General features: G+C 70.8%; 23 protein-coding genes. 12 read left to right on the top strand and 11 right to left on the bottom strand.

Annotated elements, in window-relative coordinates; translation table 11 throughout:
* The first annotated feature begins 392 nt into the window (after positions 1–392).
* On the top strand, positions 393–1,283 hold the full coding sequence (locus HED23_RS13390; protein ID WP_203183644.1) for an alpha/beta fold hydrolase: 891 nt from the start codon (positions 393–395) through the stop codon (positions 1,281–1,283).
* A gap of 120 nt (positions 1,284–1,403) precedes the next feature.
* On the opposite strand, the gene HED23_RS13385 is transcribed toward HED23_RS13390, so the two are convergent.
* Both HED23_RS13385 and HED23_RS13380 read right to left on the bottom strand, forming a co-directional pair.
* Positions 1,404–3,485 (bottom strand): hypothetical protein, encoded by a 2,082-nt coding sequence (locus tag HED23_RS13385; RefSeq protein WP_238441937.1) that lies wholly within the window; start codon positions 3,483–3,485, stop codon positions 1,404–1,406.
* Positions 3,486–4,175: 690 nt separating this feature from the next.
* A complete protein-coding gene (locus HED23_RS13380) occupies positions 4,176–4,736 on the bottom strand; it encodes a hypothetical protein (RefSeq protein ID WP_203183642.1) in 561 nt (186 codons plus the stop codon).
* 189 nt (positions 4,737–4,925) lie between these two features.
* Between HED23_RS13380 and HED23_RS13375 the strand changes: the two genes are divergently transcribed.
* Both HED23_RS13375 and HED23_RS13370 read left to right on the top strand, forming a co-directional pair.
* Positions 4,926–5,582 carry a YceI family protein gene (locus HED23_RS13375; RefSeq protein ID WP_203183641.1) on the top strand — a complete coding sequence of 219 codons (657 nt, stop codon included), beginning with the start codon at positions 4,926–4,928 and terminating at the stop codon, positions 5,580–5,582.
* Positions 5,583–5,932: 350 nt separating this feature from the next.
* Entirely contained in the window at positions 5,933–6,733 is an 801-nt protein-coding gene (locus tag HED23_RS13370) for an SAM-dependent methyltransferase (RefSeq protein ID WP_203183640.1), read from the top strand.
* A 156-nt stretch (positions 6,734–6,889) separates the two neighbouring features.
* Here HED23_RS13370 and HED23_RS13365 read toward each other — a convergent pair whose 3' ends face one another.
* Complete coding sequence (locus HED23_RS13365) at positions 6,890–7,909, bottom strand: alpha/beta fold hydrolase (protein WP_203183639.1); 1,020 nt, start codon at positions 7,907–7,909, stop codon at positions 6,890–6,892.
* A gap of 254 nt (positions 7,910–8,163) precedes the next feature.
* On the opposite strand from HED23_RS13365, the gene HED23_RS13360 reads away from it, so the two are divergent.
* Positions 8,164–9,147 carry an ankyrin repeat domain-containing protein gene (locus tag HED23_RS13360; RefSeq protein ID WP_203183638.1) on the top strand — a complete coding sequence of 328 codons (984 nt, stop codon included), beginning with the start codon at positions 8,164–8,166 and terminating at the stop codon, positions 9,145–9,147.
* 31 nt (positions 9,148–9,178) lie between these two features.
* On the opposite strand, the gene HED23_RS13355 is transcribed toward HED23_RS13360, so the two are convergent.
* On the bottom strand, positions 9,179–10,006 hold the full coding sequence (locus HED23_RS13355; protein ID WP_203183637.1) for an SAM-dependent methyltransferase: 828 nt from the start codon (positions 10,004–10,006) through the stop codon (positions 9,179–9,181).
* Between the two features lie 242 nt (positions 10,007–10,248).
* Between HED23_RS13355 and HED23_RS13350 the strand changes: the two genes are divergently transcribed.
* Together HED23_RS13350 and HED23_RS13345 are read left to right on the top strand one after the other, a co-directional pair.
* On the top strand, positions 10,249–10,803 hold the full coding sequence (locus tag HED23_RS13350) for a YbaK/EbsC family protein (protein ID WP_203187461.1): 555 nt from the start codon (positions 10,249–10,251) through the stop codon (positions 10,801–10,803).
* Positions 10,800–10,946, top strand: coding sequence for a hypothetical protein (locus HED23_RS13345; RefSeq protein ID WP_203183636.1), 147 nt, complete (start codon positions 10,800–10,802; stop codon positions 10,944–10,946). The genes HED23_RS13350 and HED23_RS13345 overlap by 4 nt, the downstream gene beginning before the upstream one ends.
* 42 nt (positions 10,947–10,988) lie before the next feature.
* Here the strand turns inward: HED23_RS13345 and HED23_RS13340 are convergent, their stop codons facing one another.
* On the bottom strand, positions 10,989–12,479 hold the full coding sequence (locus HED23_RS13340) for a hypothetical protein (RefSeq protein WP_203183635.1): 1,491 nt from the start codon (positions 12,477–12,479) through the stop codon (positions 10,989–10,991).
* A 345-nt stretch (positions 12,480–12,824) separates the two neighbouring features.
* Between HED23_RS13340 and HED23_RS13335 the strand changes: the two genes are divergently transcribed.
* Complete coding sequence (locus tag HED23_RS13335; protein ID WP_203183634.1) at positions 12,825–13,304, top strand: hypothetical protein; 480 nt, start codon at positions 12,825–12,827, stop codon at positions 13,302–13,304.
* Positions 13,305–13,357: 53 nt separating this feature from the next.
* Here HED23_RS13335 and HED23_RS13330 read toward each other — a convergent pair whose 3' ends face one another.
* Positions 13,358–13,870, bottom strand: a complete 513-nt coding sequence (locus HED23_RS13330) for a DUF1772 domain-containing protein (protein WP_203183633.1) — start codon at positions 13,868–13,870, stop codon at positions 13,358–13,360.
* Positions 13,867–14,265 carry a VOC family protein gene (locus HED23_RS13325; protein WP_203183632.1) on the bottom strand — a complete coding sequence of 133 codons (399 nt, stop codon included), beginning with the start codon at positions 14,263–14,265 and terminating at the stop codon, positions 13,867–13,869. The genes HED23_RS13330 and HED23_RS13325 overlap by 4 nt, the downstream gene beginning before the upstream one ends.
* Positions 14,266–15,105: 840 nt before the next feature.
* Here HED23_RS13325 and HED23_RS13320 point away from each other — a divergent pair.
* The 3 genes from HED23_RS13320 (at position 15,106) to HED23_RS13310 (ending at position 17,740) form a co-directional block, all read left to right on the top strand.
* Positions 15,106–15,984, top strand: a complete 879-nt coding sequence (locus HED23_RS13320) for a septum formation family protein (RefSeq protein WP_203183631.1) — start codon at positions 15,106–15,108, stop codon at positions 15,982–15,984.
* A 249-nt stretch (positions 15,985–16,233) separates the two neighbouring features.
* Complete coding sequence (locus HED23_RS13315; RefSeq protein ID WP_203183630.1) at positions 16,234–16,881, top strand: TetR/AcrR family transcriptional regulator; 648 nt, start codon at positions 16,234–16,236, stop codon at positions 16,879–16,881.
* Positions 16,882–16,939: 58 nt separating this feature from the next.
* Positions 16,940–17,740: an N-formylglutamate amidohydrolase gene (locus HED23_RS13310; RefSeq protein WP_203183629.1), complete on the top strand. Its 801-nt coding sequence runs from the start codon at positions 16,940–16,942 to the stop codon at positions 17,738–17,740.
* 9 nt (positions 17,741–17,749) lie between these two features.
* Here the strand turns inward: HED23_RS13310 and HED23_RS13305 are convergent, their stop codons facing one another.
* Entirely contained in the window at positions 17,750–18,184 is a 435-nt protein-coding gene (locus HED23_RS13305; RefSeq protein ID WP_203183628.1) for a VOC family protein, read from the bottom strand.
* 234 nt (positions 18,185–18,418) lie between these two features.
* Positions 18,419–18,841 carry a MarR family winged helix-turn-helix transcriptional regulator gene (locus HED23_RS13300; protein ID WP_203183627.1) on the bottom strand — a complete coding sequence of 141 codons (423 nt, stop codon included), beginning with the start codon at positions 18,839–18,841 and terminating at the stop codon, positions 18,419–18,421.
* A gap of 158 nt (positions 18,842–18,999) precedes the next feature.
* On the opposite strand from HED23_RS13300, the gene eno reads away from it, so the two are divergent.
* Together eno and HED23_RS13290 are read left to right on the top strand one after the other, a co-directional pair.
* Positions 19,000–20,307 (top strand): phosphopyruvate hydratase, encoded by a 1,308-nt coding sequence (gene eno / locus HED23_RS13295; RefSeq protein ID WP_203183626.1) that lies wholly within the window; start codon positions 19,000–19,002, stop codon positions 20,305–20,307.
* 374 nt (positions 20,308–20,681) lie between these two features.
* A complete protein-coding gene (locus HED23_RS13290) occupies positions 20,682–21,521 on the top strand; it encodes an aldo/keto reductase (RefSeq protein WP_203183625.1) in 840 nt (279 codons plus the stop codon).
* Between the two features lie 15 nt (positions 21,522–21,536).
* Here the strand turns inward: HED23_RS13290 and rbsD are convergent, their stop codons facing one another.
* The gene (gene rbsD / locus HED23_RS13285) at positions 21,537–21,926 is read right to left on the bottom strand and encodes a D-ribose pyranase (RefSeq protein ID WP_203183624.1); all 390 of its coding nucleotides are present in this window, start codon (positions 21,924–21,926) and stop codon (positions 21,537–21,539) included.
* Entirely contained in the window at positions 21,923–22,861 is a 939-nt protein-coding gene (locus HED23_RS13280; protein ID WP_203183623.1) for a ribokinase, read from the bottom strand. The genes rbsD and HED23_RS13280 overlap by 4 nt, the downstream gene beginning before the upstream one ends.
* Between the last annotated feature and the right edge of the window lie 5 nt (positions 22,862–22,866).

Raw genomic sequence — 22,866 nt, 5'->3', positions numbered from 1 at the left:
CTCCGCTCAGAAGGCGGACGGGCCGGCCCGTCCGGTGTGCCGGCGGCCGACGGCCGTGCCGAATCGGGTTCTCCTTGCGGGCCTGCCCGCCCATCCTGCGCCCGGCTCACCAAGTTGGCACGCAGCTCCACCGGAGACAAGGGAATGCAGGACGTCACGTCTTCTGTAGTCAACAACCCCGTCGTGACCGCCTGTCGCCCGGCTCGCGGACCCCGTGGTGGCTCCGGATCGGCCGGCCGGCACCTTCCAAGCCTGGACGCGGGTGCCCGGGGCGGGCAGGGCCGCGAAATAATCCCGCCCGCTGCGGGCGGAACCTGCGCTAGGGTTGATGCGAGACGAAACGTCTCGCCTCGCTTTTCGGCGCCGGGCCCGGCCCTCACAGGAGGAGCACCATGGACCACTTCATCGACGCGGCACCCGGCGTACGCCTGTGGGCGGAGGAGCGGGGCTCAGCCGACGGCTCCCCCCTCCTGCTCGTCATGGGCGCACAGGCCTCCGGCCTCGGCTGGCCGGACGGACTGGTGGACGCGCTCGCCGCGCGCCACCGGGTGATCCGTTACGACCACCGTGACACCGGCCGATCCACCTGGGCGTTCGACCAGCAGCCGTACGCAGTCACCGACCTCGCCGAGGACGCGATCACGGTCCTGGACGGCCTGGGCGTCGACCGCGCCCACGTCGTGGGCATGTCCCTCGGCGGGATGCTCGCCCAGCTGCTCATCGCCGACCACCCGGACCGTCTGCGGAGCGCCACCCTCATCGGGACGTCCGCGCTCAGCACCACCCCGTACGTGCGACCGGACGGCACGCGCGTCCCACCGGAAGAGCTGCCCGGCATCGCTCCACACGTGCTGGAGATCTGGGCCCGGCCGACCGAGGAGCGGGGCCCGGAGGGTGAGCTCGACGCTCGCGTCGAACACTGGCGGGCGTTGGCAGGCGACCAGCTCCCCTTCGACGCGGAAGGCGCCCGCGCGCTGGAGCGGAAGATCATCGAGCACACCGGCCACCACGCCTCCAGCACCGCTCACGGCCGTGCCGACACATCCGGCATGCTGCGCACCGAGGAACTGGCGAGGACCGAGGTGCCCACCCTCGTGATCTCGGCCCCGGCCGAACCGGTCTTCCCTCCCCCGCACCCGCAGCATCTCGCCCAGGTGATCCGCGGGGCGCGCACGGTGGAGATCCCTGGCATGGGGCACGCGCTCCCCCGGGAGGTCCTCGCGCCGTTGACCGCCGCGATCCTGGATCACACGGACGTGCTGGACGGCGCCACCGGACGGTGACGCGACTTCCCTGTCCGTCGAGGGCGGCGCGGCACGGTCATCCGGGCGATCGGGCAGAAAGCCCGCCCGGAGCGGCAGCATCGCCGACGTAGCGCGCTTCCGGCGACGTACGGCGGGACTTCAGCCGCCGTCGTGTTCGTCGATCCAGGCCCGCGCCCTCTCCAGATCGGTCTGTGTCGGTGCGGGACGTACCTGGTCCGGGCGGCGGATCAAGTAGTGCCCGCGGGCCGCCTCCAGACCGATCGCGCGAGCCTGCGCGGACAACGAGGCGTCGTCCGCGACCGCCTGAGCACGTCTCCACCAGTCCTGGCTGCGCGAGTTGACGCTGTAGTGCCACAGCGGCTGTGCCGGGTCGACCACCCCGATCAGCACCCGGTGGAGGACGTACGCGCGCGCGTGCGACCCGCGCACCAGTGAGTCGGCGACGTGCGACGGGGGCAAGCCGTCGAGCCTGGCGCGCATCAGCACCCAGGTCATCAGATGACCGGTGTCGTGGGCGCCCGACTCGATGAACTCCCACAGTTCAGCGGCCTTGGACTCGTCCGGGGCGCCGAGGTGGGTGAGGAACCTCAGGTCGTTCTTCCAGAGCGGCTTGGGCTTCGTCCACCAGGCCAGCAGGTCGGCCGCGACAGGATGTCCGACGTCGAGCGCCAGACACGTCAGGGTGACCATCGGGTGCCGCCACTCCGTGTACGTCGTCCTGTACTGCTTGGTGAGCACCTTCTTCCAACGTGGCAGGAGCGCGTCCACCTCGGCCGTGCTGGCCACGCCATGGGCGTAGAGCAGTTCGAGGCAGAATCCGAGCCCCTGCATTCCAGTTCTGTCGTCCGCCACCTGGGCCCGCAGCCACGCGATGTCGGCGTCGGTCAGGGTCCGGTAGCGGTGCCAGGTGTCACGCAACGCGCCCTCGCCGGCGGTCAGGTCGGGGCCGGTCCCGGCCAGGAGTCCGGCGCAGGCGTCCTCGAACCGGTCGGCGGCGGCCAGTGCCTCCGAGGCTGCGGTGCCGGTGAGCTCGGCGTAAGCCGGTCCGAGGCGGGTGGCGTCCGCGCGCACCTCCGCGACCCGCTCCTGCCCAGCTTCCGCCGCTGCCACGCGGAGTCGGTGCGGCAGGCGCTCGTCGGTGCTGAACCACACCGAGGACAGCGCGGAGTGCATCGGCCCGGCCGATCGGTCCACCCCGGAGTCCCGTAGCCACGCGGCCGTCCCGGCTCGGCTGAACGCGGAGAACAGTGCGCGCAACGACACATCCGGCGCGTCGTGGGCGGCCAGCTCCGTAGCGAGCGAACACGCGGCCGTCACCGCGTCAGGCTCCCGCACCGCCTGATGCACAGTCAGCCAGGCGCCGACCGCCTCTCGGTCACCCGACAGCGCCCAGTCCCGCACGAGGGCCAGGCCGCGCTCCGAGGGCCCCTCGCCGAGGACGCCTGCCCCCTTGGGCCCCACGGCGGCGACGGCTGCCCAGACCTGATCCGTCTCACGCTCGTTCCCCAGCTCCTGGCCCTGGCCCTGGCCCTGGTAGAGGCGTATCAGCGCGTGCAACAGTCCCTGCCAGCCGTTCCACGCGGTGAGCCGTCCGGCGTATACGTCCCTCCAGGCCGGCAGCAGTCGCATCGCTTCCTCGCGGGTGAGCGCGTCCCGCCGCTCCAGGGACGTGACGAACCGGCCCGCGGTGGACAGGTCAGGAGTGCGCAATCGGTCGTGCAGCCAGTCGGCCTCGGTTCCGGTCAGCGGGCGGAACCCACGCGGCAGCGGTCCCGCGGGGGCCTGGAAGTCCAACTCGTCGAGGAACTGCCGGACCGCGGACGGGTCTTCGGGGTCGGGCATCCCCGCGCCGTCCCGTCGGGTGATCCGGTCGAGCCGGAAGGCGCCCTGCGGCCCGCTGTCGATCACCTGGTACCCGGCCGGTCCGCTGCCCAGGTGGGCGGCGACGGCAGCGTGGTCGCCACCCCAGTGCAGCATCAGCTCGCCGGTGAGGGCGCCGGAGCGGTCGAAGGTCTGGTGGGACTGCCATTGCCAGTACGCGAAGGAGGTACCGGCGCCGAGTCCGAGCCTTTCGATCACTTCAGCCGCGTCCTCATGGCCGTCGCTCTGGGTGTAGCGGTTCCGGGTCGGCGGTGGCAGTGCCACGAATCCCTCGCCTCCGAGGGTCAGCCACCAGGCCTTGACGGCATCGAGGTCCGAGCGTTCCTCTGCAGACGTCACCCCGGAAGGCGTGACGGGGTGATGCGGCACGTGTCGCTCCTTCGCGCGAGGGGTTCTCCTGTCGTCAGCCTGCCAGAGGGGTACGACAGGGCTCTCCTCCCGCCCGGCGCCGGACGCGGACCACGGCCACGACCACGTCGAACCTGGCCGGCAAGAGAGACGACCCGGTCTGCTCGACTCCCAGCAGGGGGGTGGGCAGGCGCCCTGGTTCCTGCGTGGCCACGCACGGCCGGCGATGCCCTGTGACCGGGACGGCGGGACGTTGCCCGTCCCGCCGCCCACGCCGAGCCGCGGCAGCCACCACGCAGACCACTACGCGCGCCACGCCCGGCGCAGGTGCGGTGGCACTCAGCCGCAGCTGGAGGCGCTTGAGATCCGGATGCCGGTCAGTGTCACGCCGCTCCCGAAGGTAATGCTCCTTTCGGGGGCGAGGCAGGTGACGCCGCCGCTGCTCCTGCGGATGAAGACCACGTCGTCGTTACGGGTGTTGTGACCGACGAACGCGAGCCTGCCCGTGGAGCGGTACCGACGGAGAGCAGCGGCACGGCCACCGGAACGGGCGGACAGCCCGACAGGCACCGGCTCGCGGGAGGTCCGGAAGAGCGGGGCAACCGGGATGCCTGCACGAGCAGTCGACGCGTGGGGGCGATGCTTGCGTGGGCGGCGGGTGCGTCACGTACTGCCGAAACCTCAGTCAACCGTGAAACCCCAGAAGATGCCGACCTCGGTCGAAGAGACCGCTACGACACCGCAGTCGATCACGTGTCCGCTGAAACCCTCATAGGCACCCCCGTGATCGAACATATCGGCATGCGGATTCTCCCTCGCCGCCGAAACATTGGTGAAGAACAGGGCATCACTCCCGAATCTTCCCAACAGCACTCCCGCGTGAGAGGTCAGCTCGGCCTGCTGCTCCGCGAAACCCGGTATGCCGTCGATGCGGAACCACTCGCCCTGGAGCGTGACCATGATCTGTTCGGCACCCCTCCTGGACACAGGGAAAACCGAATCGAAGTCACCATGAGTGACTGCGACGAACGGATTCCCGGGATCCGTCCCGCACCTGCTGCGGCCTCCGGGTGCCGTGAGCGGCTCCAGCCAGTCGCGTGGATCGTCCGTCCTCAGCTGCATGACGTCGAGAGCATCGAGCCGCCAGTCGTCGCGCCGTCGCGCGCCCACTGCCGCGAACATGCCTTCCCCGAAAAGAGCGCCCAGGGACCGGCGCCAAGTTGCCTTGTCACCCTCGTCCACGGGCGTCCCCCCATCTCTTCACGGAAGCGCACCGCAGGCCCTGTCCCGTGCCACCGATCACCGTCTCGCCACGCTCGGCCACCGTCCTCGTTCCCCCGGACGTCACCTTGTGAAGGTCTGACCACGGATGTTCGGGTTCCTTGATCAGCTCTTGCGGGTGCCACTTACCTCAGCGTAACTAACTGTTTCATGAACCTCTTCAGCCGCAGCTCCTTGCTCCGCCGTCCGGAGCCCCGCACAGAGGAGCCAATCGCCGCCCCCACGGCCGCCGGTGCTGCAGTTCTGCCCGATCCCCGCCTCGCGGCTCTCACCGGTGAGTGGATGATCGACCCCGCTCACAGCAGGATCGGTTTCTCCGTGCGGCACGCCATGGTGACGACGGTGCGTGGCGCGTTCCTCGAGTACGAGAGCCGCCTCTACTTCGACGGGCGCCGTCCCGAGCGTTCCCGGGCCGACATCTCCCTGTCGACCGCGAGCGTCGACACCGGCGTGGAGCAGCGCGACGCGCATCTGACGGGCCGCGACTTCCTGGACGCCGGGCGGCACCCGCGCATGACGTTCGCGAGTACCGCCGTGCAGCTCGTCGGCAAGGACGTCTACCGCATGACCGGCGACCTGACCATCCGGGGCATAACCGGTCCGGTGGTTCTGGACCTCACGTACATCGGTCACGTCACCGACCCGTTCGGTTACGAGCGTGTCGGGTTCGACGGGACCACCACCATCAACCGTTCCGACTGGGGTCTGACCTACAACGCCCGGCTGGCCGAGGGCGGCGCCATGGTGAGCGAGAGGCTGCGCCTGCAGTTCGACATCGCGGCCATCCGCACCCCCTCCGCCGGCTGACTGCGCATCAGGCGAACGGCGCCCGGAGCAGGAGGAGGCCGGCCAGTACCGCTGTCACCGCAGTCGTCATCGCGCGCACGCAGATCCCCCAAGATCATGAGTGGATCAGCCTACGGCACACCCGAAGACGAGGCCCGGGCACCCGGCGGCGCCGTCATCGCACGGCGAACGGGACGATCGGTGACGGCGGATCTCCGTCCGCCCGACCTGACAGATGGTCAGCATTGCTCCTCGGCAGGGGCTTCGGTACGGCCGGCCGCTCCCTCGGTCAGCGGACTGTTCCGGATCAAGGGGTACCGTGACCGAACACGAGTCCGACCTGGCCTCCCGGCCGCACGAGGTGACGAACGATGAACGAATACGCGCTGCCCACACCCCATCCCACGCACGCGCATCCCGCCCGGGTCTACAACGTCTGGCTGGGCGGCAAGGACCACTATCCGGTGGACCAGGAGGCAGCCGAGCTCGCCGCGGAGGCGAACCCGACCATCGTGCCGTCGGTCCGGGCCAACCGGGCCTTCCTCGGCCGCGCCGTGCGTCACCTCGCGGCGTCCGGGATCCGCCAGTTCCTGGACATCGGCACGGGCATCCCCGCGGCGGAGAACACGCACGAGGTGGCCCAGCGGGCCGCTCCCGAATCACGTGTCGTGTACGTCGACAACGACCCGATCGTGCTCACCCACGCCCGGGCGCTGCTGGTGAGCGGCCCCGAGGGGCAGACGGACTACGTGCAGGCCGACGCGCGGGACGTGGACGCGATTCTCGACGCGGCCTCCCGCACCCTCGACCTGAGCAGGCCGGTCGGCCTGATGCTGGTGGCGATCCTCCAGTACGTCAAGGACGCCGAGGACCCGTGGGACATCACCCGCCGTCTGCTGGACCGCCTCGCCCCGGGCAGCCACCTCGTCCTGTCGCACCCGGCCGCCGACGTCACCGCGCCCGAGGTCGCCGAATCCATGCGGATCTACAACGAACGTGCGGCCGGCCACGCCTCCGCCACCCCGCGCACCCAGAAGGAGGTGGAGCGCTTCTGCGCGGGCCTGGAGATCCTGGAACCCGGTGTGGTCAACCTGACCCGCTGGCGTCCCGGTCCCTCCGACACCCCGGACGACGCCCTGCCCATGTGGTGCGCCGTCGCCCGCAAGGCGTGACAGCGGTCGCCCGCAAGGTGTGACACGCCCGCAAGGTGTGACGGCGGCTCCCCCGCCCCTGCGTACCCGGCTTGCGCGTACGGTGACGGCCGTCAGGTGAGGGCATGTCAGGGGCGGGAGGCTCGCAGAGCCAGGGCACGGTGGCGGCGTGCGTCCTCATGTGGCGCTGCGCTCGCTCGCCTCCCGCAGGTCGCGGTCCACCGCACGGTCGAACGCGGGGTCCGGTGCACCCTCCGTGCTGCCGGGACGGCCGGCACGGAGGAGTTCGCGCCAGCGTTCCTGGCTCCAGTCGGCAGGCGCCGTGGTCCGCATGAAGTCCTCCACGAGGGCGCGGAAGCGGGCGGGGTCGGCGTGGAAAGGGAAGTGACCGGCGCCCTCGAAGATCTCCAGGCGGCTGCCGGGTATGGCCGCGTGGGCACCGTACGCGTGGTGCACGGGTACGACACCGTCCCGTGAACCCCACAGCAGGAGCGTGGGCATTCCCTGGGCCAGATAGCAGCGGTCCAGCATCGTGACGGCCTGGCCGCGCCAGTCGACCACCGCTCGCAGGGTGCTGATGAAGGCACTGCGGGACGTGGCGTCGGGCAGGGCGTCCACGAGGTCCAGCAGTTCGCCGGCGTCCTGCCCGAGGTCGGTGTCGAGCAGCTTCATCATCCGTGTGAAGAGCCCGACCTGGCTGCGCATGCCGGGCAGACGCAGCGTGGACAGCATCAGGTCGGCGCCCGGCAGGGACACCGCCCGAAGGACGGGGTTGACCTCCCGCCCCACGCCGCCCGCGCTCACCAGGATGAGCCGGTCGGTGCGTTCGGGGTACTGGTAGGCGAACTGCATGGCCACACCGCCGCCGAGCGAGTGGCCGACCAGGGTGGCGCGTTCGATGCCCAGGACGCCCAGCAGGTCCCGGATGCCGTTCGCGTAGCCGGCGACCGAGTAGTCGGCCCGGGGCTTGTCCGAGGCTCCGTGACCGAGGAGGTCGGGAGCGATCACGGTGTTGCGGCGGGCCAGCTCGGGAATCACCTCCGCCCAGGTCGCGGACGAGTCCCCGATGCCGTGGATGAGCAGGATGGCGGGCCCCTCCCCCGCGATCCTGTACGCACGGCGGTAACCGTGGATGATGCGGTGGGACAGCTCCGCACTGTGCTCGGTCTGTCGTCCGCGTGCTGGTGCGCCGCCCACGGCACCGCCTCCGTCTGTGCTCCGACGATTCCCGAGCGAGGGTAGAGAGTTCCCACGCCGGGCGGATTACCGGGACGTTTCAGACGGCGCCCAGTGTGATCCGGGTGGCCGTCCGCTGCCCCGGCATTCCTAACACGCGCGCGCGTTTCACACCGGCAGACGCGCCCTCACCTGCATGAGTCGGCATCGTCGCGGTGGCGTAGCCACCGGCCCGGCCCGGTCATGGTGTCAGTGCTCCGTGCGAGGCTCGCGGCATGGATACGAAGAGCTGGCACCTCCAGGACTGGAGCGATCTCGAAGGCATCGGAGCGCGGCTCGCGAACGGGGAGTCCGCCACCGCGCGATCGGGGGCCGGGCTCGTCTGGACGACACCCCTGCACGTGGCGGCCGAGAAGGGCGACGCCGCGGCCATGAGGCTGCTGCTCGCCCACGCAGGGCAGGTGGACGTGCCGGACTCCGAAGGGCTCACCCCTCTGTGGCAGGCGGTCGCGGGCCTACGTGGTGAGATCGTGCGGATTCTGCTCGACGCGGGAGCCGACCCCTGGAGGCCATGTGTGGACGAGTGGACCCCCGGGCGGCTGGCGCTGACGACAGAACTGGCACCCATGGTCGACGGCACCCCCGGAGCAGTCCCGTTGTCAGCGTCGGAACGGATGGAGCAGACCTGGGCCGACCGGCTCATCGGTGCCTTCTCGGCAGAGCGGATCCACACCGACGGGCTGCACGTGACCTTCACCGACGTGGCCGACGAGGACGAGGTCATCCGCCGGATCGGCGGCGATCCGGCGTCCTGCCCCCTGTTGCAGCAGGATCCGGACACGGACCAGCGTTCACTGTTCGACGAGGTCGGCCTGTACGCGGTGGGCGTCACGGGCACGGCGTACGGCTGTGTCGTCAGCCAGCCCTTCTCGCTGGAGCTGGATCAGGACGAGCTGTCCCGCAGACTTTCCCCGGCCACCGCCTACTGCCTCAACTTCAATCCCAAGGGCGGCGTGTTCGGGACCCTCTACCGCAGCGGCAAACTGATATGGCATGAGGAGATAGGCCCCAGGAGCCCCTTCCCGGGCTCTCCACCGGAGTACTGGCGCTACCGCTTCTGGCAGCGCCCCGGTACGTCCTTCTCCCACGACGCCAACCTCCTGGCGTACGCCTGCGCGAGGGGAGGCATCCGGAAAGCAGGCCCCAGGGACGCCTGGGCACTGAGCAGGGGACCACGCCGCATCGTGCGGTGCAGGTGAGCAGTCGGTCCCGTGCCCGGGCTCGCGTGCGCTACGGCTTGTATGCGGCCCCTCCGAAGGCGTCCACGTCGGCGGGAACAGTGGCGCTCTCCACGTCGGGGTGCCACTCGGTGAGCCGTACGAAACCGGGTTCGACCCACTGGAGGCCGTCGAAGAGCGTGGCGATCTGCGCGGGTTCACGCACGTAGTAGGGCACGGCGCCGCTCTCGATGTAGGCCTTCTCGGCGGCGATCATCCCCTCGCTGGTGCGCGTGCCGTCGTACACCACGAGATGACTGCCCGACGGCAGACCGGCCATGAGCCGGCCCACGACGTCCCGGGCGCGGCCGAAGTCGTCGGCGTGGCCGAGTATGCCTAGGAGCATCAGGGCCACGGGCTTGTCGAAGTCCAGCGTCTTCGCGGCCTGGGCGAGGACGGCCTCGGGCTGGTAGAGGTCGGCGTCGATGTAGTCAGTGACCCCCTCGGGCGTGCTGGTGAGCAGGGCTCGCGCGTGTGCCAGGACCAGCGGGTCGTTGTCCACGTAGACGATGCGTGCGTCGGGGGCGAAGCTCTGGGCGACCTGGTGCGTGTTGTCCGCGGTCGGCAGCCCGGTGCCGATGTCGAGGAACTGCCGGATTCCCCGCTCCTCCACGAGGTGCCGCACGGAACGCCGGAGGAACTGCCGGCCCGCCACGGCGACGTCGACCAGTCCGGGGAAGAAGTTCTTTATCTGGTCCCCGATCTCACGGTCGACCTCGTAGTTGTCCTTCCCACCCACGAAGTAGTTCCAGAAGCGGGCCGAGTGAGGCCGTGTGGTGTCGATCCGGTCCGACAACGGGACCGCAGCCGGGGCGACGGACGACTGCGGGTGGTCACTCATGGACGCCTCCGATGCGACGGGTGCCGGCGACGGGCGCCGGCGACGGGATCACCGATGACACCAACCTACCGAATGGTCCGGTGAGTTGCTGACCCGGCCATCCGTGGTCCCTCCCGCCTCCGGGACGGGGGGACCTGGCCGGACACGGGACCCGGCCCGGCGCCGAGCCTTATCGTCGTGGCAGCAACGCGCCCCCGAGGTCAAGCGCTCGTCCGACGAAGGAACTGGTACACGTGCCCGAACTGTATGCGTCCGTCCCGGAGGTCCCCGCGGACACCCCCGCCGACGACTCCGCCTATCTGCGGCTCATCTCGCTGCTCGACGAGAACGGCGCCCGCTACCGCGTCATCGACCATGCTCCCGAAGGGCGCACCGAGGAGGTCAGCCGGCACCGGGGGCACCCTGTGTCACAGGGGGCCAAGTGCCTTGTCGTCATGGTCAAGACGGGCAAGCGCACCAAGCGCTACTTCCTGGCAGTCGTCCCGGGGGACGCCCGGGTCGACCTGCCGGGGCTGAAAGCCCTGGCGGAGGGGAGTTACGTGTCGTTCGCGTCCGCGGACAGGGCCGAGGCGTTGTCCGGGAGCGTCAGCGGCACGATTCTGCCGTTCAGCTTCCATCCGGATCTCGAACTCGTCGTGGATCCCGGGGTCCTGGAGCACGAGGAGATCTACTTCAACGCCGCACGGCTCGACCGGTCCCTCGCTCTGGACACGCAGGACTACAGGGACCACCTTCTTCGCGTCGGCGCGCGCATCCAGCCGATCACCGCGAAGGAGACGGAAGCGGCCGTCCCGTGACCCCTACGGCCGGTGTCCATGCCGCCGGTGTACCGGCCCGGTTCGCCGGACGGAAGCACCTCTCCGAGGCCGAGTGGGACCGCTCGATGGCGGCATGGCGCGCGGCGCATCCGGACGCGCCCGGGGACCTGGGACGCCCGTGATCCCGGCCGTTCCCACGGTCGGACGCCCCCGCCGGCCGTACGTCAGGGATGCAGAAGATGGGTCCGGCGGGGCCCGGGACCCCGGGCGGGCGGCAGGGGGCACGCCGGCGAGCCGTCGGTGACCGGGGGCGGCTCCTCACCCTCGGCCACGAGTACGGCTGTCGGCACGTGGCGCGCGAGGGCGCGGAGGGCCTCGGCGGTGATACTCGCGTCGTGACCACCGGTCTGACGTGAGGCACAGCCCGCGTAGTAGGCGATCGGCACGGCGTGGTCGCCACTGAGCACGCACGGAGGGCGTACTCCCAGCCGGTTCAGCTCACGGGCGGTCGCTGCGAATTCCGCACTCGTGGTGTGACTGGTGCGGACCACATGGCTGAGCACGGAGAGCTGGACCGCGAGATGAGCCGCCAGAGCCAGCGTCAGCGCGGCGAAGCCCGCCGGACGGCGCGCCCGCCTCGCACGGGCGAAGAGGTACGCCACGTACTCGGCGACCGGCAGCGCGAGCAACGCGTAGGCGGGGAGCAGGAATCGGGGCGCGGCGTACTCGACCAGGAACAGGTACGGGACAGCCACGGAGACCCCGGTCGCCGTCGCGAGCAGCGCCACAGCGCACCGTCCGGCACGCCGGGCCGCGACGATCCCGCCCCCGACGACGAGGGGCAGCGCCAGCCACCACACCGCGGTGGCCGGGCTCTCCCAGGCGATGTCGCAGGGGCGGCACAGGGTGCGGCCGGCGAGCGAGCGCAGGTGGTCGTCGACAGCGAAGTTCCACCCGAGCCCACCCTGGATCTCACCGGCCCGGCGAAGCCTGGCGACAAGGCCCCCGTAGCGGCCGTACGCCTCGGCGGTCCAGGGCGCGCAGCCCGCCACGAGTCCGCCGGCGAGCGCGGCGCAGAGGCCGGGCAGGCGCCGGCCGGGTACCAGGACGACCGCGAGGGCCAGCGGCAGCGCGAGCCAGAATCCGTCGGCCGGCCGCATCAGAGCGACCACCGCCACGGCGGTCCCCGCACCGGCCGCCTGCGCGAGGCCCGCCGTACCGCGCATCGCCGTCACGACCCAGCCGGCCGCGGCCAGCGCACCCAGGGCGCACCACAGGTTGGGCATCGCCGCAGGGCCGTAGAACAAGGTCGGCCACAGGCCGGCGAAGAGCGCGCCCGCTGTCACGAGGACGGGCGTGGGCAGCACCTTCCGCCAGATCCAGAGAGCGAGCACCAGTCCTGCGGCGGACAGCAGGGCGAGGTAGATCCGCAGCGCGGTGGTGGAAGTGGTGAGCGCTGCGGCGGGAGCGACCAGGTAGGAGATCCCGCGGGCGCGGGGAGCGCTGAAGAAGGCCGGAGGGGCGTTGCCGCCGACCTGGCTCACATAGACCGTCTCGTCCCAGGCAAGCCCTGAACCCGGGACGACGAACGTCAGTTGCACTGCGGCGAAGACCACGGCGACCGCCGCCAGCCATGGCAGTGGGCCGGGTGTCCGCCGACTCGGCCGGGTGGCCGGGGCGTCCCGCGTCGGGCGTAGTGGCGGGCACTCGTACACGGCCGCTCCTCTTCTCACCGGGGCCGCGGTACAGCGCGACGCGGCCTTGGTCAACGAGAGGGGAGCGCGGGGAGTCACGCGACGGCGACGCGGGGAGTCACCTGCCGGGACGAGGGAGTCAGGCGTGGCGGACGAGGGAAGTGACGCGTGGGCGGACCAGGGAAGTGACGCGTGGGCGGAAGCCGTGACCGGCCAGGACGGAGCGAGGTGTGTGACCCCAGGAGCCCCTGGGGGATATCCCTCACACAAGTAGGGGCTTGTCTGCATCGCTCGGGGGACGCGCCCTCGCCGGGGTGTGGGGTGGAATCGGAGCATCGTTTTCGCACCCCTCCCGGAGGCTCCCCCGTGACCGCCCGAGCGCACGTCCGGACGAAGCGCACCACCCATCCGCTCGTCGCGGCGTTCCTGCGCTTCGTCGTCTGTGGGGGTGGTGTCGGCCTGGCGGCCAGTGGCGCACTGGTACTGCTCGGCGAACGGATGCCGCTGGTCCTCGCCAACGCCGTGATCACCATCGTCTCCACGGTGGTCGCGACGGAGCTGCACAGCCGCATCTCCTTCCGGAGCGGACACGGGGGCTGGCGGGTCCATCTGAAGTCCGGACTCACGGTGGCGGTGAGTTACGCGTTCACCACCGGCGCCCTGCTCGTGTTGCACGCGGTGCAGTCCGCCCCCTCCGCGCTGGTCGAGCAGACGGTGTACCTGTCGGCGTCCGCGGTGGCCGGGGCCGGGCGGTTCGCATTGCTGCGGGTCATGGTCTTCACCTCGCCCCCGGCGCCGCCGAACGCCCCGGCCCTGACCAGGCCCTCGATCGTCATCGCGGCCTGATCCACGGACCGGCACCCCTCCCCACCAGGTCAGCTCCGGTCCCGGCCCTCCTCCTACGAGCTCAACTCCCGGGCGGCCGTGCCATGGAGGTACAGCGCCCAGAGCAGTGCGCCGAGGGACGCCGTGTGGAGGACGGCGCGGACGGTGTTCCACCTGACCCAGCGGTCCTCGAACGCGGCACGCGCGTCCCGCAGCAGGTCGGGAGCCGTGTCGAGCGGCACCTTGTCGAGCGCGTCGTTGAGCGGGACGTTCTGTGTTCCGGTGACGAGGAACGCCACCCCGTACAGCACCAGCGCCGCGATGATCCACGGCAGGGCTCCGGGGCTGTGCCCCTTCACGGCCAGGACCGTCGCCAGCACGAGCAGCGGCAGGGGGAGCAGGAAGGGCGTGAGGAACCAGCCGTTGATGATGGCCCGGTTGATGTGCTGCATGGTCCGGACGAAGCCCCGGTCGTCGGCACGGGACAGCCCCGGCATGACCGCGTACGCGAAGGCGCAGAACAGCCCTGCCATCAGGGCGGCTCCCGTGGTCGAGGTGATGAGTGCGGCGGTCTGCAGTGTTCTCATGCGTGTTCCGTATCCGGCGCTGCGGCCCATTCGACGAACTGGATGACGACCCCGTTGGGGTCGGTGATCTGGAACAGGCGCTCGCCCCAGGGCTCTTCGCGCAGCGGCATCGTGATCTCGACCCCTTCGTCACGCAGCCGCTTCTCCTCCGCCTCCAGGCCGGTCAGGGTGAAGGCGAGGATGAGCCCGGCGGCATGCCGGTCGCGCTGCGCGGCAGGCAGGACCTCTGTGCCGCGGCGCAGAAGAACGATGTCGACGGCGGCGTCCGCCCGGACGAGGGCGGCGAAGTCGTCGGTCGCGGCGGTCTCCTGGTACCCGAGGTGAGTGATGAAGAAGGCCTTGGACGCGGAGACGTCCTCGACGGTGAGAGAGACGGTGGAGGTGGTGATCTGCATACGAACTCCTGCTGCCGGTGTCGTGAAGTCGGGCGGAAGGTGTCGGGGTGTCAGAAAGCCAGGCCAGAGGTGAGGTTGCACCTTGCCTCGGCAACGACGCCCGGAACTACGGGGCGCCGGAGCCCTGTCCGGGCGGCGCGCTTCGGCCGGACACCGCGCCGGGCGCGGGCTCGTCGGACAAGGCTGCGAAGAGTACGGCTCCGCCGTCCATTCACATACACGCCCTTCACGCGGGGTCATTTTTACAATGGACGTAATTTTAGACCGAGGGCACCTAGCCCGTCAACGTAAAAGTATGACGAGAGTAAACTTCCCCACGGGAATCCATCCGTCGACTCAGGCCAGGACCGCATCCTCCGCCGGAAGCGGGGACAACCGTCGACGCCACCGGAGTTCACAGGACCGGGCCGCGTCCAGCGCCGCTCCGGCGCCCTGGTCGGCACTGCCGCGCTCGCACATCGCGAGCCCCGCGACACGACCACCACCACAGCCGGACAGAAGCGGAACCGGCCGACACCGGCGGCCATGACCTCCCCCGGGCATGACGAGCCTGACGGCGCCCGACAGAAGGCCGCCCGGACAAGCGGACGCACCCCGCCGGGGAACAACCAGAACCCCTCCACCCGGGACGAGTTGCGCATACTGCTTCAGCATCACCCCCGCTCGCCCTCCTGCCGCGCACGGGCTCCCCGAGAGCAGAGAGGGGCACCGTCCGGCCCGCCGAAGGGAGCAGCCACCCAGGGGTGCCGCACGGAGATCACCTACGCACAGCATGGTCACACTTATGTCATACGATGCGCACACCTGTTCACAGCTCTTCCGTTTGAGGATGCCCACGTCATGTTCTTCGGTGTCACGTCCCGTTCCGCTCGCGGCATATCCGCAGCTGTAGCCCTTCTCGCGATCGGCGCGGTGGGCTGCGCCGACGCCATCGACAGCGCCAAGGACGGCGCCAAGAAGGTGGTGCGCCAGCGGTCGGTCTTCTCGCTCACCCCGGGCGACTGCTACAACCCGAACAGCGCGGCGACCGAGAGCGAGGAGTTCAGCGTCGAGATCGTGCCGTGCGACGAAGCGCACAAGGGGCAGGTCGTCGGCGAGTTCGCCATCGAGGGCAAGTCGGAGTACCCCGGTGACTCAGGGGCCACGAAGATCGCCGACGAGCGGTGCCCGGTGGAGTCACAGAAGTTCGTCACCGACACCTGGGCCTTGCCCGAGGGCGTAGACCTCTTCTACTACTACCCCACCAGCGAGAGCTGGGCGACCGGCGACCGTGCCGTGAGCTGCTCGTACTCCAAGGAATCGGGCACGTTCTCCGGCTCGCTCAAGGACGAGTCGCTGAACGCCGACCAGCTCACGTACCTGAAGGGCTCGAACGCCGTCTACGAGGCGCTGTGGAGCAACCAGCCCGAGGCGGACCAGATCGAGGACGACCTGGCGGGATACAAGAAGCAGGCCAAGGCTGTCTCCTCGGCGCTGAAGACGCATCTGACGGCCCTGGAGGGTGTGGCGCAGCCGGAGACCACCAAGCTCCGCACGCAGCTCGAGGAGACCGCCGAGGCGTGGAAGGACGCCGCCTCGGCCGGCAGCACCGACGACTTCTACGTCGCCTACGACCTGGCCTTCACCGGCATCGACCCGAGCAAGACGGTCGCCGCCCGCAAGGAGTTGAAGCTCGCCACCACCGTGCCGGCGGACGACGCCGAGGTCTGGGTGGGCTGAGGCCGTCCGCGCGGGCAGGCGTGCCGGGTCCGGCAGGCCTTGCCCGCGCCCAACCGTCCGCGAGGCCGGCCTGGCGGTCCTGCCCGGGCTCGCCCCGCCCGGCCCCGCTCGCACCGGCCGGGGATGCCGCCGCCCCCGGTACAAATTTCCCGACCGGCACGGACATCGGGAACATCGCACCGACCCTGACCTCACGTGCGGCACATGGCGCCACCTCAGGCAAAAGTGCGATGAGGGTAAACTTCGGTCATGGGTACCCAGATGAGCGCCGAACCGGCGGGCCTCCGCGAGATCAAGAAGCGTGAGACGCGCCGACTGATCTCCGACCAGGCGACCAGGCTCTTCATCGAGCAGGGCTTCGAACGGACGACGATCGCCGAGATCGCGGAAGCCGCCCGTGTCGCGAAGAAGACGGTGACCAACTACTTCGCGCGCAAAGAGGACTTGGCACTGGACCACCAGGAGGAGTTCACCGCGGGCCTCGCTCGTACGGTCGCCGGACGCGCCGAAGGTGAATCCGCTCTCGCGGCGCTCCGCCGCGCCTTCCTGGCCTCCGTCACGGCGCAGGACCCGGTGGCGGGATTCGCCGGACCCGAGTTCGCCCGGATGATCGCCGACAGCCCCACGCTCTCGACGTGCCTGCGCGGACTCCACGACCGCCGCGAGGACGCCCTTGCGTGCGTGCTCGCCGAGGCGACCGGCACACCGGCCGACGACATCACCCCGTGCACGGCCGCCGCACTGCTGGGAGGGGTCCATCGCGTCCTGTTCCGGCGCATCCAGGAACTGACGCTCGCGGGCAGCGGGAACCCCGAGATCGCGGCGGTCCTGGCGGAAGAGGCCGCCGTCGCCTTCGATCTGCTGGAACCGGCTCTCGCCGGTTACGCGACGGCCTGAGCCTCAGCCCGTCCGAAGTCGCCTCATCCCGCCCCCTCGACACGCGCAAGGACCGACCGTGACACCCGAGCCTCAACCGTTCCAGCTCGTTCCCGGCGCCGCTGGGTCGCCTGTGCTGCTGCACGTCCCGCACTCATCCCGAGTCGTCCCGGAGCACGTACGCGACGGCATGGTGCTCGACGACGAGGCACTGGAGGCCGAACTCGACCACATCACGGACTCCCACACGGCCGATCTGGCCGCCCGCGCCACCGAGGCCTGCGCGGTGGCCCCATGGCGCTTCGTCAACGGCCTCTCACGGCTGGTCGTCGACCCCGAGAGGTTCCCCGACGAACGGGAGGAGATGCTGGCCGCCGGCATGGGCGCGGTCTACACCCGCACCACGCACCGGGAGCCGCTCCGCCCGCCCGGCACGGATCCGGAGCCACTGCTCGACCGTTACTTCCACCCGTACGCGCGGGCGATGACCGCGGCCGTCGACGAGCGGCTCGCCGTCGCGGGACGGGCCGTCGTGATCGACGTCCACTCCTACCCGGCCACCGCACTTCCGTACGAACTGCACGGCGCCGGGCTGCGCCCGCCGATCTGCCTGGGCACCGACGGCTTCCACACCCCGCCCGGACTCCTGGCCCGGGCGGAGGCGGCATTCTCCGGATTCGGCGGCACGGGGCTGAACAGCCCCTTCCCCGGTACGTACGTGCCGTTGAAGCACTACGGAACGGACCGGCGGGTCACCGCGCTGATGATCGAGATCCGGCGCGACCTGTACATGACCGAGCCGGGCGGCCCCGCCGGGCCGGGGCTCGACGCGCTCGCCTCGGCGCTGGCCGTGCTGGTGGACGGTCTCATGGACGCGTGACCGCTTCGGCTACCTCGGCCGGGCGTAGGGCCGGGTCATGATCTCCATGTTGTGGCCGTCCGGATCCTTGAAGTAGGCACCGCGCCCCCCGAAGAGGCGGTTTATCCGGCCGGGTTCGGAGTGACGCGGGTCGGCGTAGTAGGTGACATCGAGCATCTGGAGCCGGGCGATCATGGAGTCGAACTGCTGGTCGGGGACGAGGAAGGCGTAGTGCTGCGACTGCACAGGCTCGTCCCGCAGTTCGTAGTAGTCGAGGGTCACGCCGTTGCCGAGGTCGACGGGAAGGAACGGCCCGAAGGGGGCACCGACCTCCAGACCGAGGACCGCGGCGATGAACTCGGCCGACAGACCGCGGTCCGTGGCGTATACGGCGTGGTGGTCCAGCTGGACCACGTCGACGCCCTGCTGGCTTTCGTGTGGGTCCTGCTGCTGCGTGTGGGACATGTACGAGTACGTCTCCGTGTCGTGGATTCCGCTGGACGGGTGCGCCGACCGATGGCGCGGGGCGGGAGAACACGACGGGGTGGCGGGGCTCGGGCCCGCCACACGCTCATGCAGGAGCCGGGCGCCTCTTCTGTACGTGGCCCAAGGCCGACCCGGCAGTCACGTGGCGGATCCTACCAAGCCCGCACCCGGGTGGTGCCGGCCGCTGTTCAGGGGCCGGCCGGAACAACCCAGCTAGCGCGTGGCGAGCCGATCCAGCAGGGCGGCACTCTGCGCCAGCAACGCCCGCTCCTCATCCGTCAGTTCGGCCTCGATCGCCTGCGCCAGCCAACCGGCCCTGCGGCCACGCTCCGCCTCGAGCGCGGCCCGGCCCTCGTCCGTCAGCTCGACCAGCGACTTGCGGCCGTCCGTCGGGTGCGCCCGACGCGTGATCAGGTCCTGCTCCATGAGCAGCCCAACCGCCCGGGCCATCGACTGAGGGCGTACGCGTTGATCGGCGGCGAGGTCACTGGTGGTCATGGCGCCGTCGCGGTCGAGAGCGCCGAGCACGGCGACCTGGCCCAGCGGGATGCGGTCCTCGTGTTTGACACGCCGGGTGAGCTTGCCCATCGCGGTACGCAGTTCGGCGGCGATGGCGGCGGCTTCCGAGGTGGGCATAGGGCACTTTACCCCGTTGGCCAGCAAAGCACCTGACCTACACAGCAATGCTGCACAGCCAAACTGAACAGCATTGCTGTAGTGTCTGGGCTTGTCGGGCTCAGCGCCAGCGTTGTCGCCGCCAGGGCCACGGCACACGACAACGGGAAGGAACTCCCATGTCCGCAACAGAGGCCGGAACCCTCGGCTCCGCCATCGAGACCGTGACCGCCCGCCGGATCATCGACAGCCGGGGCAATCCCACGGTCGAGGTCGACGTAGTCCTGACGGACGGCTCCTCGGGGCGCGCGGCCGTCCCCTCCGGCGCCTCCACCGGTGCCCGGGAGGCCGTGGAACTGCGCGACGGAGATCCCACCCGCTGGCACGGCAAGGGCGTCGACCAAGCGGTGGCCAACGTCAACGGGGAGATCTCGGCGTCCGTTCGCGGCCGGGACGCGGGGGACCAGGCGGGCCTCGACGCCGCGCTGGTCTCCCTCGACGGCACCGCAACGAAGTCCCGGCTCGGCGCGAACGCGATCCTCGGCGTCTCCCTCGCCGCCGCCAAGGCCGCCGCGGCGGCCCACCGCCTGCCCCTCTACCGCTACCTCGGCGGCGCCGACGCCCACCTCCTCCCGCTGCCGATGATGAACATCGTCAACGGCGGCGCCCACGCCGACAACCCACTGGATTTCCAGGAGTTCATGATCGCTCCGGTGGGCGCGGACACCTTCGCCGAAGCCGTCCGCATGGGCAGCGAGGTCTTCCACACGCTGCGTCGCGACCTGCTGGCCGCCGGGCACTCCACGGGCGTCGGCGACGAGGGTGGCTTCGCGCCGTCGCTGCGTACCGCGGAGGAGGCGCTCGACTTCGTGATGGCCGCCATCGAGCGCACCGGCTACCGCCCGGGCACGGACATCGGCCTGCTGATGGACCCGGCGTCGTCGGAGTTCTTCCGCGACGGGGTGTACGACTACGCGGGCGAGGGGGTGCGGCGGACCCCGTCCGAGAACGTCGACCACCTGGTCGAGCTCATCGACGCATACCCTGTCGTCTCCATCGAGGACCCGATGGCGGAGGACGACCTGGACGGCTGGCGCGAGCTGACCGCCCGTGTCGGTGACCGCTGTCAGCTCGTCGGCGACGACGTGTTCTGCACCGACGAGACACTGCTGCGCGAGGGCATCCGCACCGGTGTGGGCAACTCGGTCCTGGTCAAGGTCAATCAGATCGGAACGCTGACCGAGGCACTTGCCGCGGTGGCGACGGCCCACCAGGCGGGCTGGACGGCCGTCATGTCGCACCGCTCGGGCGAGACGGAGGACACCACCATCGCGGACCTGGCGGTGGCGACGGGCTGCGGTCAGATCAAGACCGGCTCGCTCTCGCGCTCCGACCGTACCGCGAAGTACAACCAACTGATACGTATCGAGGAGGAGTTGGGCGACTCAGCCCACTTCGCGGGCCGTTCCGCACTGCGTCGGGCATGACCCCCTGGCAGAGGTGAATCCCCCGTCGGCCCCCGAACACGGTGGGGCCGGCCTGGCCTCCCCGCCCTTCGGCAGAGTGAGCCGGGGTATCTGCCCAGCACCCGCCGGACGGCCGGACGGCGAGCCGTCCCGTGCTCGACATGCTCACCGAGGACGGCGGAGAGTGCCTCTCCTTCGCCCTGGTGACCGCCCGCAGGATCCGAGAGGGGTGACGTCTCACCACCGCGCTCGCGTTCCGGTCGTCGCCGCGTGGAACCCGCCGGCAGGTGCGTGCCGCGTCGGGACGCACCACGTGTGACCCCGGGCGACCCGGCCGTGTCGGCCAACTGGACTGCTAGCGTGCTCCGTTGAAGCGAAGGGATTCAAGGCGACATATGACGGCGACCACGTTTCGCATAGGCGGGGACCTGGAGGTGCGGCGGCTCGGTTTCGGAGCCATGCACCTGGCGACCGATCCGGGGCCTGCCCGGGAGGCCGCGCTGTCGGTCGCCCGCCGCGCCGTCGAGCTGGGAATCACCCTGGTCGACACGGCGCACATGTACGGCGGAGGGGCCAACGAGGAGATCCTCGCCGAGGCGCTGCACCCCTACCCCGAGGGCCTCCTGATCACCACGAAGGTCGGTATCACGCGGCCGAGCCCATCGGAGGAGTGGAAGCTCGACGGGCGGCCCGACTCCCTGCGCGACCAGGTGGAGCAGGCACTGCGCCGCCTGCGTGTCGAGCGGATCGAGCTTCTCCAGTTGCACCGCATCGATCCGGAGACACCGCTCGCCGAACAGCTCGGCGCGCTGCGGGATCTCCGGGACGAAGGCAAGATCGGCCGGATCGGGCTTTCCGAGATCACCGCCGCGGAACTCGCCGAGGCACGGAAGACCGTCGAGATCGCGAGCGTGCAGAACCGCTACAACCTGCTCGACCGTGAACACGAGCCCGTCCTCAGGGCATGCGAGGCGGCCGGAATCGCCTTCCTGCCGTGGCGGCCGGTCGCCTGGGGTGACTCGGGAGCGAACGCCGAGGTCCTCGCCGTGGCGGCCGAGCTGGAGGTCACCCCGACGCAGGTCGCGCTGGCATGGCTGCTGGCCCGCTCGCCGGTCGTCCTCCCGATCCCGGGAACGGCCCGGATCGACCACCTGGAGGAGAACGTCGCGGCGGAGGACGTCCGTCTGACCTCCGCACACCTCCAGGTACTCGACCGGTCGGCCGGGGCGGAGTAGGCCCTGGGTGCGGGGTCAGAAGAAGACCCCGCACCTCAGCAGCACGTTCGCGTAGGGGCGGGCCTCGCCCGTCCGCACCACGAGTCGGGCGGACGCCGTGAGCACCTTCAGCTGTTCGTGCGGCACGTGAGTCAGGTCCTGGAGGCGCGCGGCCAGGAGCCGGGCGGCCTCCGGGTTGGCCTCCCGTATCTCCTCGGCCGCCGTCGCACCCTCCACGGCCAGCTCGTCCAGCAGGCCGTCCAGGACCTCCGCGAACGACGGGACGCCCGCCCGGAAGGCCAGGTCGACCACGCGGGGCCCCGGCGGGATGGGCATGCCCACGTCGCAGATCAGGACGCCGTCGCCGTGGCCGAGTTCGGCCACGGCCCCCGCGAGGTGGCGGTTCAGGATGCCGGACTTCTTCACAGCGCGGAGACCTCGTCCACGGTCGGGAAGGACGCCTGCGCACCCTGCTTGGTGACGGCTGCCGCGCCGACCCGTACGGCGAACGCGGCGGCCTCGGTGAGTTCCTCGCCCAGGCCGAGCCGCCAGGCCAGCGCGGCGGTGAACGCGTCGCCCGCGCCCGTGGTGTCCACGGCGTCGACCTGGGGGCTCGGCACCCGTACGGGGGCATCGGCGCAGGTGTCGGAGACCAGCGCGCCTTCCGCTCCCAGGGTGATCACCACCGAGCGCGGGCCGAGGCCGGTGAGCCCCCGCGCCCAGGACTCGGGGGTCCCGCCCGCGCCGTCCCCGAGGATGAAGCGCGCCTCGTGCTCGTTGACCACCAGCGGGTCGCAGGCGGCCAGCACCTCGTCGGGCAGCGGCGCGGGCGGCGAGGGGTTGAGGACCAGGCGCGCGCCCGGGGCGAGGGCGCGGGCGGTCTCGGTGACGGTCTCCAGCGGGATCTCCAGCTGTACGGAGACGACACGGGCCGCGGCGAACAGGGGGCCCGCTGCCCTGATGTCCCCGGGAGTGAGCTGGGCGTTGGCTCCCGGGGAGACGACGATGCTGTTGTCTCCCGAGGGGTCGACGGTGATGAGGGCGACGCCGGTCGGCGCCCCGCCCACGAGGACTCCGCCGGTGTCGACGCCCGCCTCCTGCTGCGACGCGCGCAGCATCCGCCCGTGGGCGTCGTCGCCGACCCTGGCCAGCAGTGCCGTCCTGGCACCGAGGCGTGCGGCGGCGACCGCCTGGTTGGCGCCCTTGCCGCCGGGGTGGACGACGAGGTCGGAGCCGAGCACCGTCTCCCCCGGTCCGGGGCGGCGGTCGACGCCGACGACCAGGTCGGCGTTGGCGGAGCCGACGACCAGGAGGTCGTACCGGGGGTGCGCGGAATGCGCGGAGTCCTCGTTCTCGTACATCTGGA

The sequence above is a fragment of the Streptomyces pratensis genome (assembly GCF_016804005.1).
Taxonomy (GTDB): Bacteria; Actinomycetota; Actinomycetes; order Streptomycetales; family Streptomycetaceae; genus Streptomyces; species Streptomyces pratensis_A.
Note: the sequence above shows the minus strand (reverse complement) of the source record. Positions and strands in the feature narration are given on the sequence as shown.

What these genes read in the sequence shown, in the direction of transcription:
- HED23_RS13390 (WP_203183644.1), top strand. Translation starts at nt 393, where the DNA reads ATGGACCACTTCATCGACGCGGCACCCGGCGTACGCCTGTGGGCGGAG.
- HED23_RS13375 (WP_203183641.1), top strand. Translation starts at nt 4,926, where the DNA reads ATGAACCTCTTCAGCCGCAGCTCCTTGCTCCGCCGTCCGGAGCCCCGC.
- HED23_RS13370 (WP_203183640.1), top strand. Translation starts at nt 5,933, where the DNA reads ATGAACGAATACGCGCTGCCCACACCCCATCCCACGCACGCGCATCCC.
- HED23_RS13360 (WP_203183638.1), top strand. Translation starts at nt 8,164, where the DNA reads ATGGATACGAAGAGCTGGCACCTCCAGGACTGGAGCGATCTCGAAGGC.
- HED23_RS13355 (WP_203183637.1), bottom strand. Translation starts at nt 10,006, where the DNA reads ATGAGTGACCACCCGCAGTCGTCCGTCGCCCCGGCTGCGGTCCCGTTG.
- HED23_RS13330 (WP_203183633.1), bottom strand. Translation starts at nt 13,870, where the DNA reads ATGAGAACACTGCAGACCGCCGCACTCATCACCTCGACCACGGGAGCC.
- HED23_RS13325 (WP_203183632.1), bottom strand. Translation starts at nt 14,265, where the DNA reads ATGCAGATCACCACCTCCACCGTCTCTCTCACCGTCGAGGACGTCTCC.
- HED23_RS13320 (WP_203183631.1), top strand. Translation starts at nt 15,106, where the DNA reads ATGTTCTTCGGTGTCACGTCCCGTTCCGCTCGCGGCATATCCGCAGCT.
- HED23_RS13315 (WP_203183630.1), top strand. Translation starts at nt 16,234, where the DNA reads ATGGGTACCCAGATGAGCGCCGAACCGGCGGGCCTCCGCGAGATCAAG.
- HED23_RS13305 (WP_203183628.1), bottom strand. Translation starts at nt 18,184, where the DNA reads ATGTCCCACACGCAGCAGCAGGACCCACACGAAAGCCAGCAGGGCGTC.
- HED23_RS13300 (WP_203183627.1), bottom strand. Translation starts at nt 18,841, where the DNA reads ATGCCCACCTCGGAAGCCGCCGCCATCGCCGCCGAACTGCGTACCGCG.
- eno (WP_203183626.1), top strand. Translation starts at nt 19,000, where the DNA reads ATGTCCGCAACAGAGGCCGGAACCCTCGGCTCCGCCATCGAGACCGTG.
- HED23_RS13290 (WP_203183625.1), top strand. Translation starts at nt 20,682, where the DNA reads ATGACGGCGACCACGTTTCGCATAGGCGGGGACCTGGAGGTGCGGCGG.
- HED23_RS13280 (WP_203183623.1), bottom strand. Translation starts at nt 22,861, where the DNA reads ATGTACGAGAACGAGGACTCCGCGCATTCCGCGCACCCCCGGTACGAC.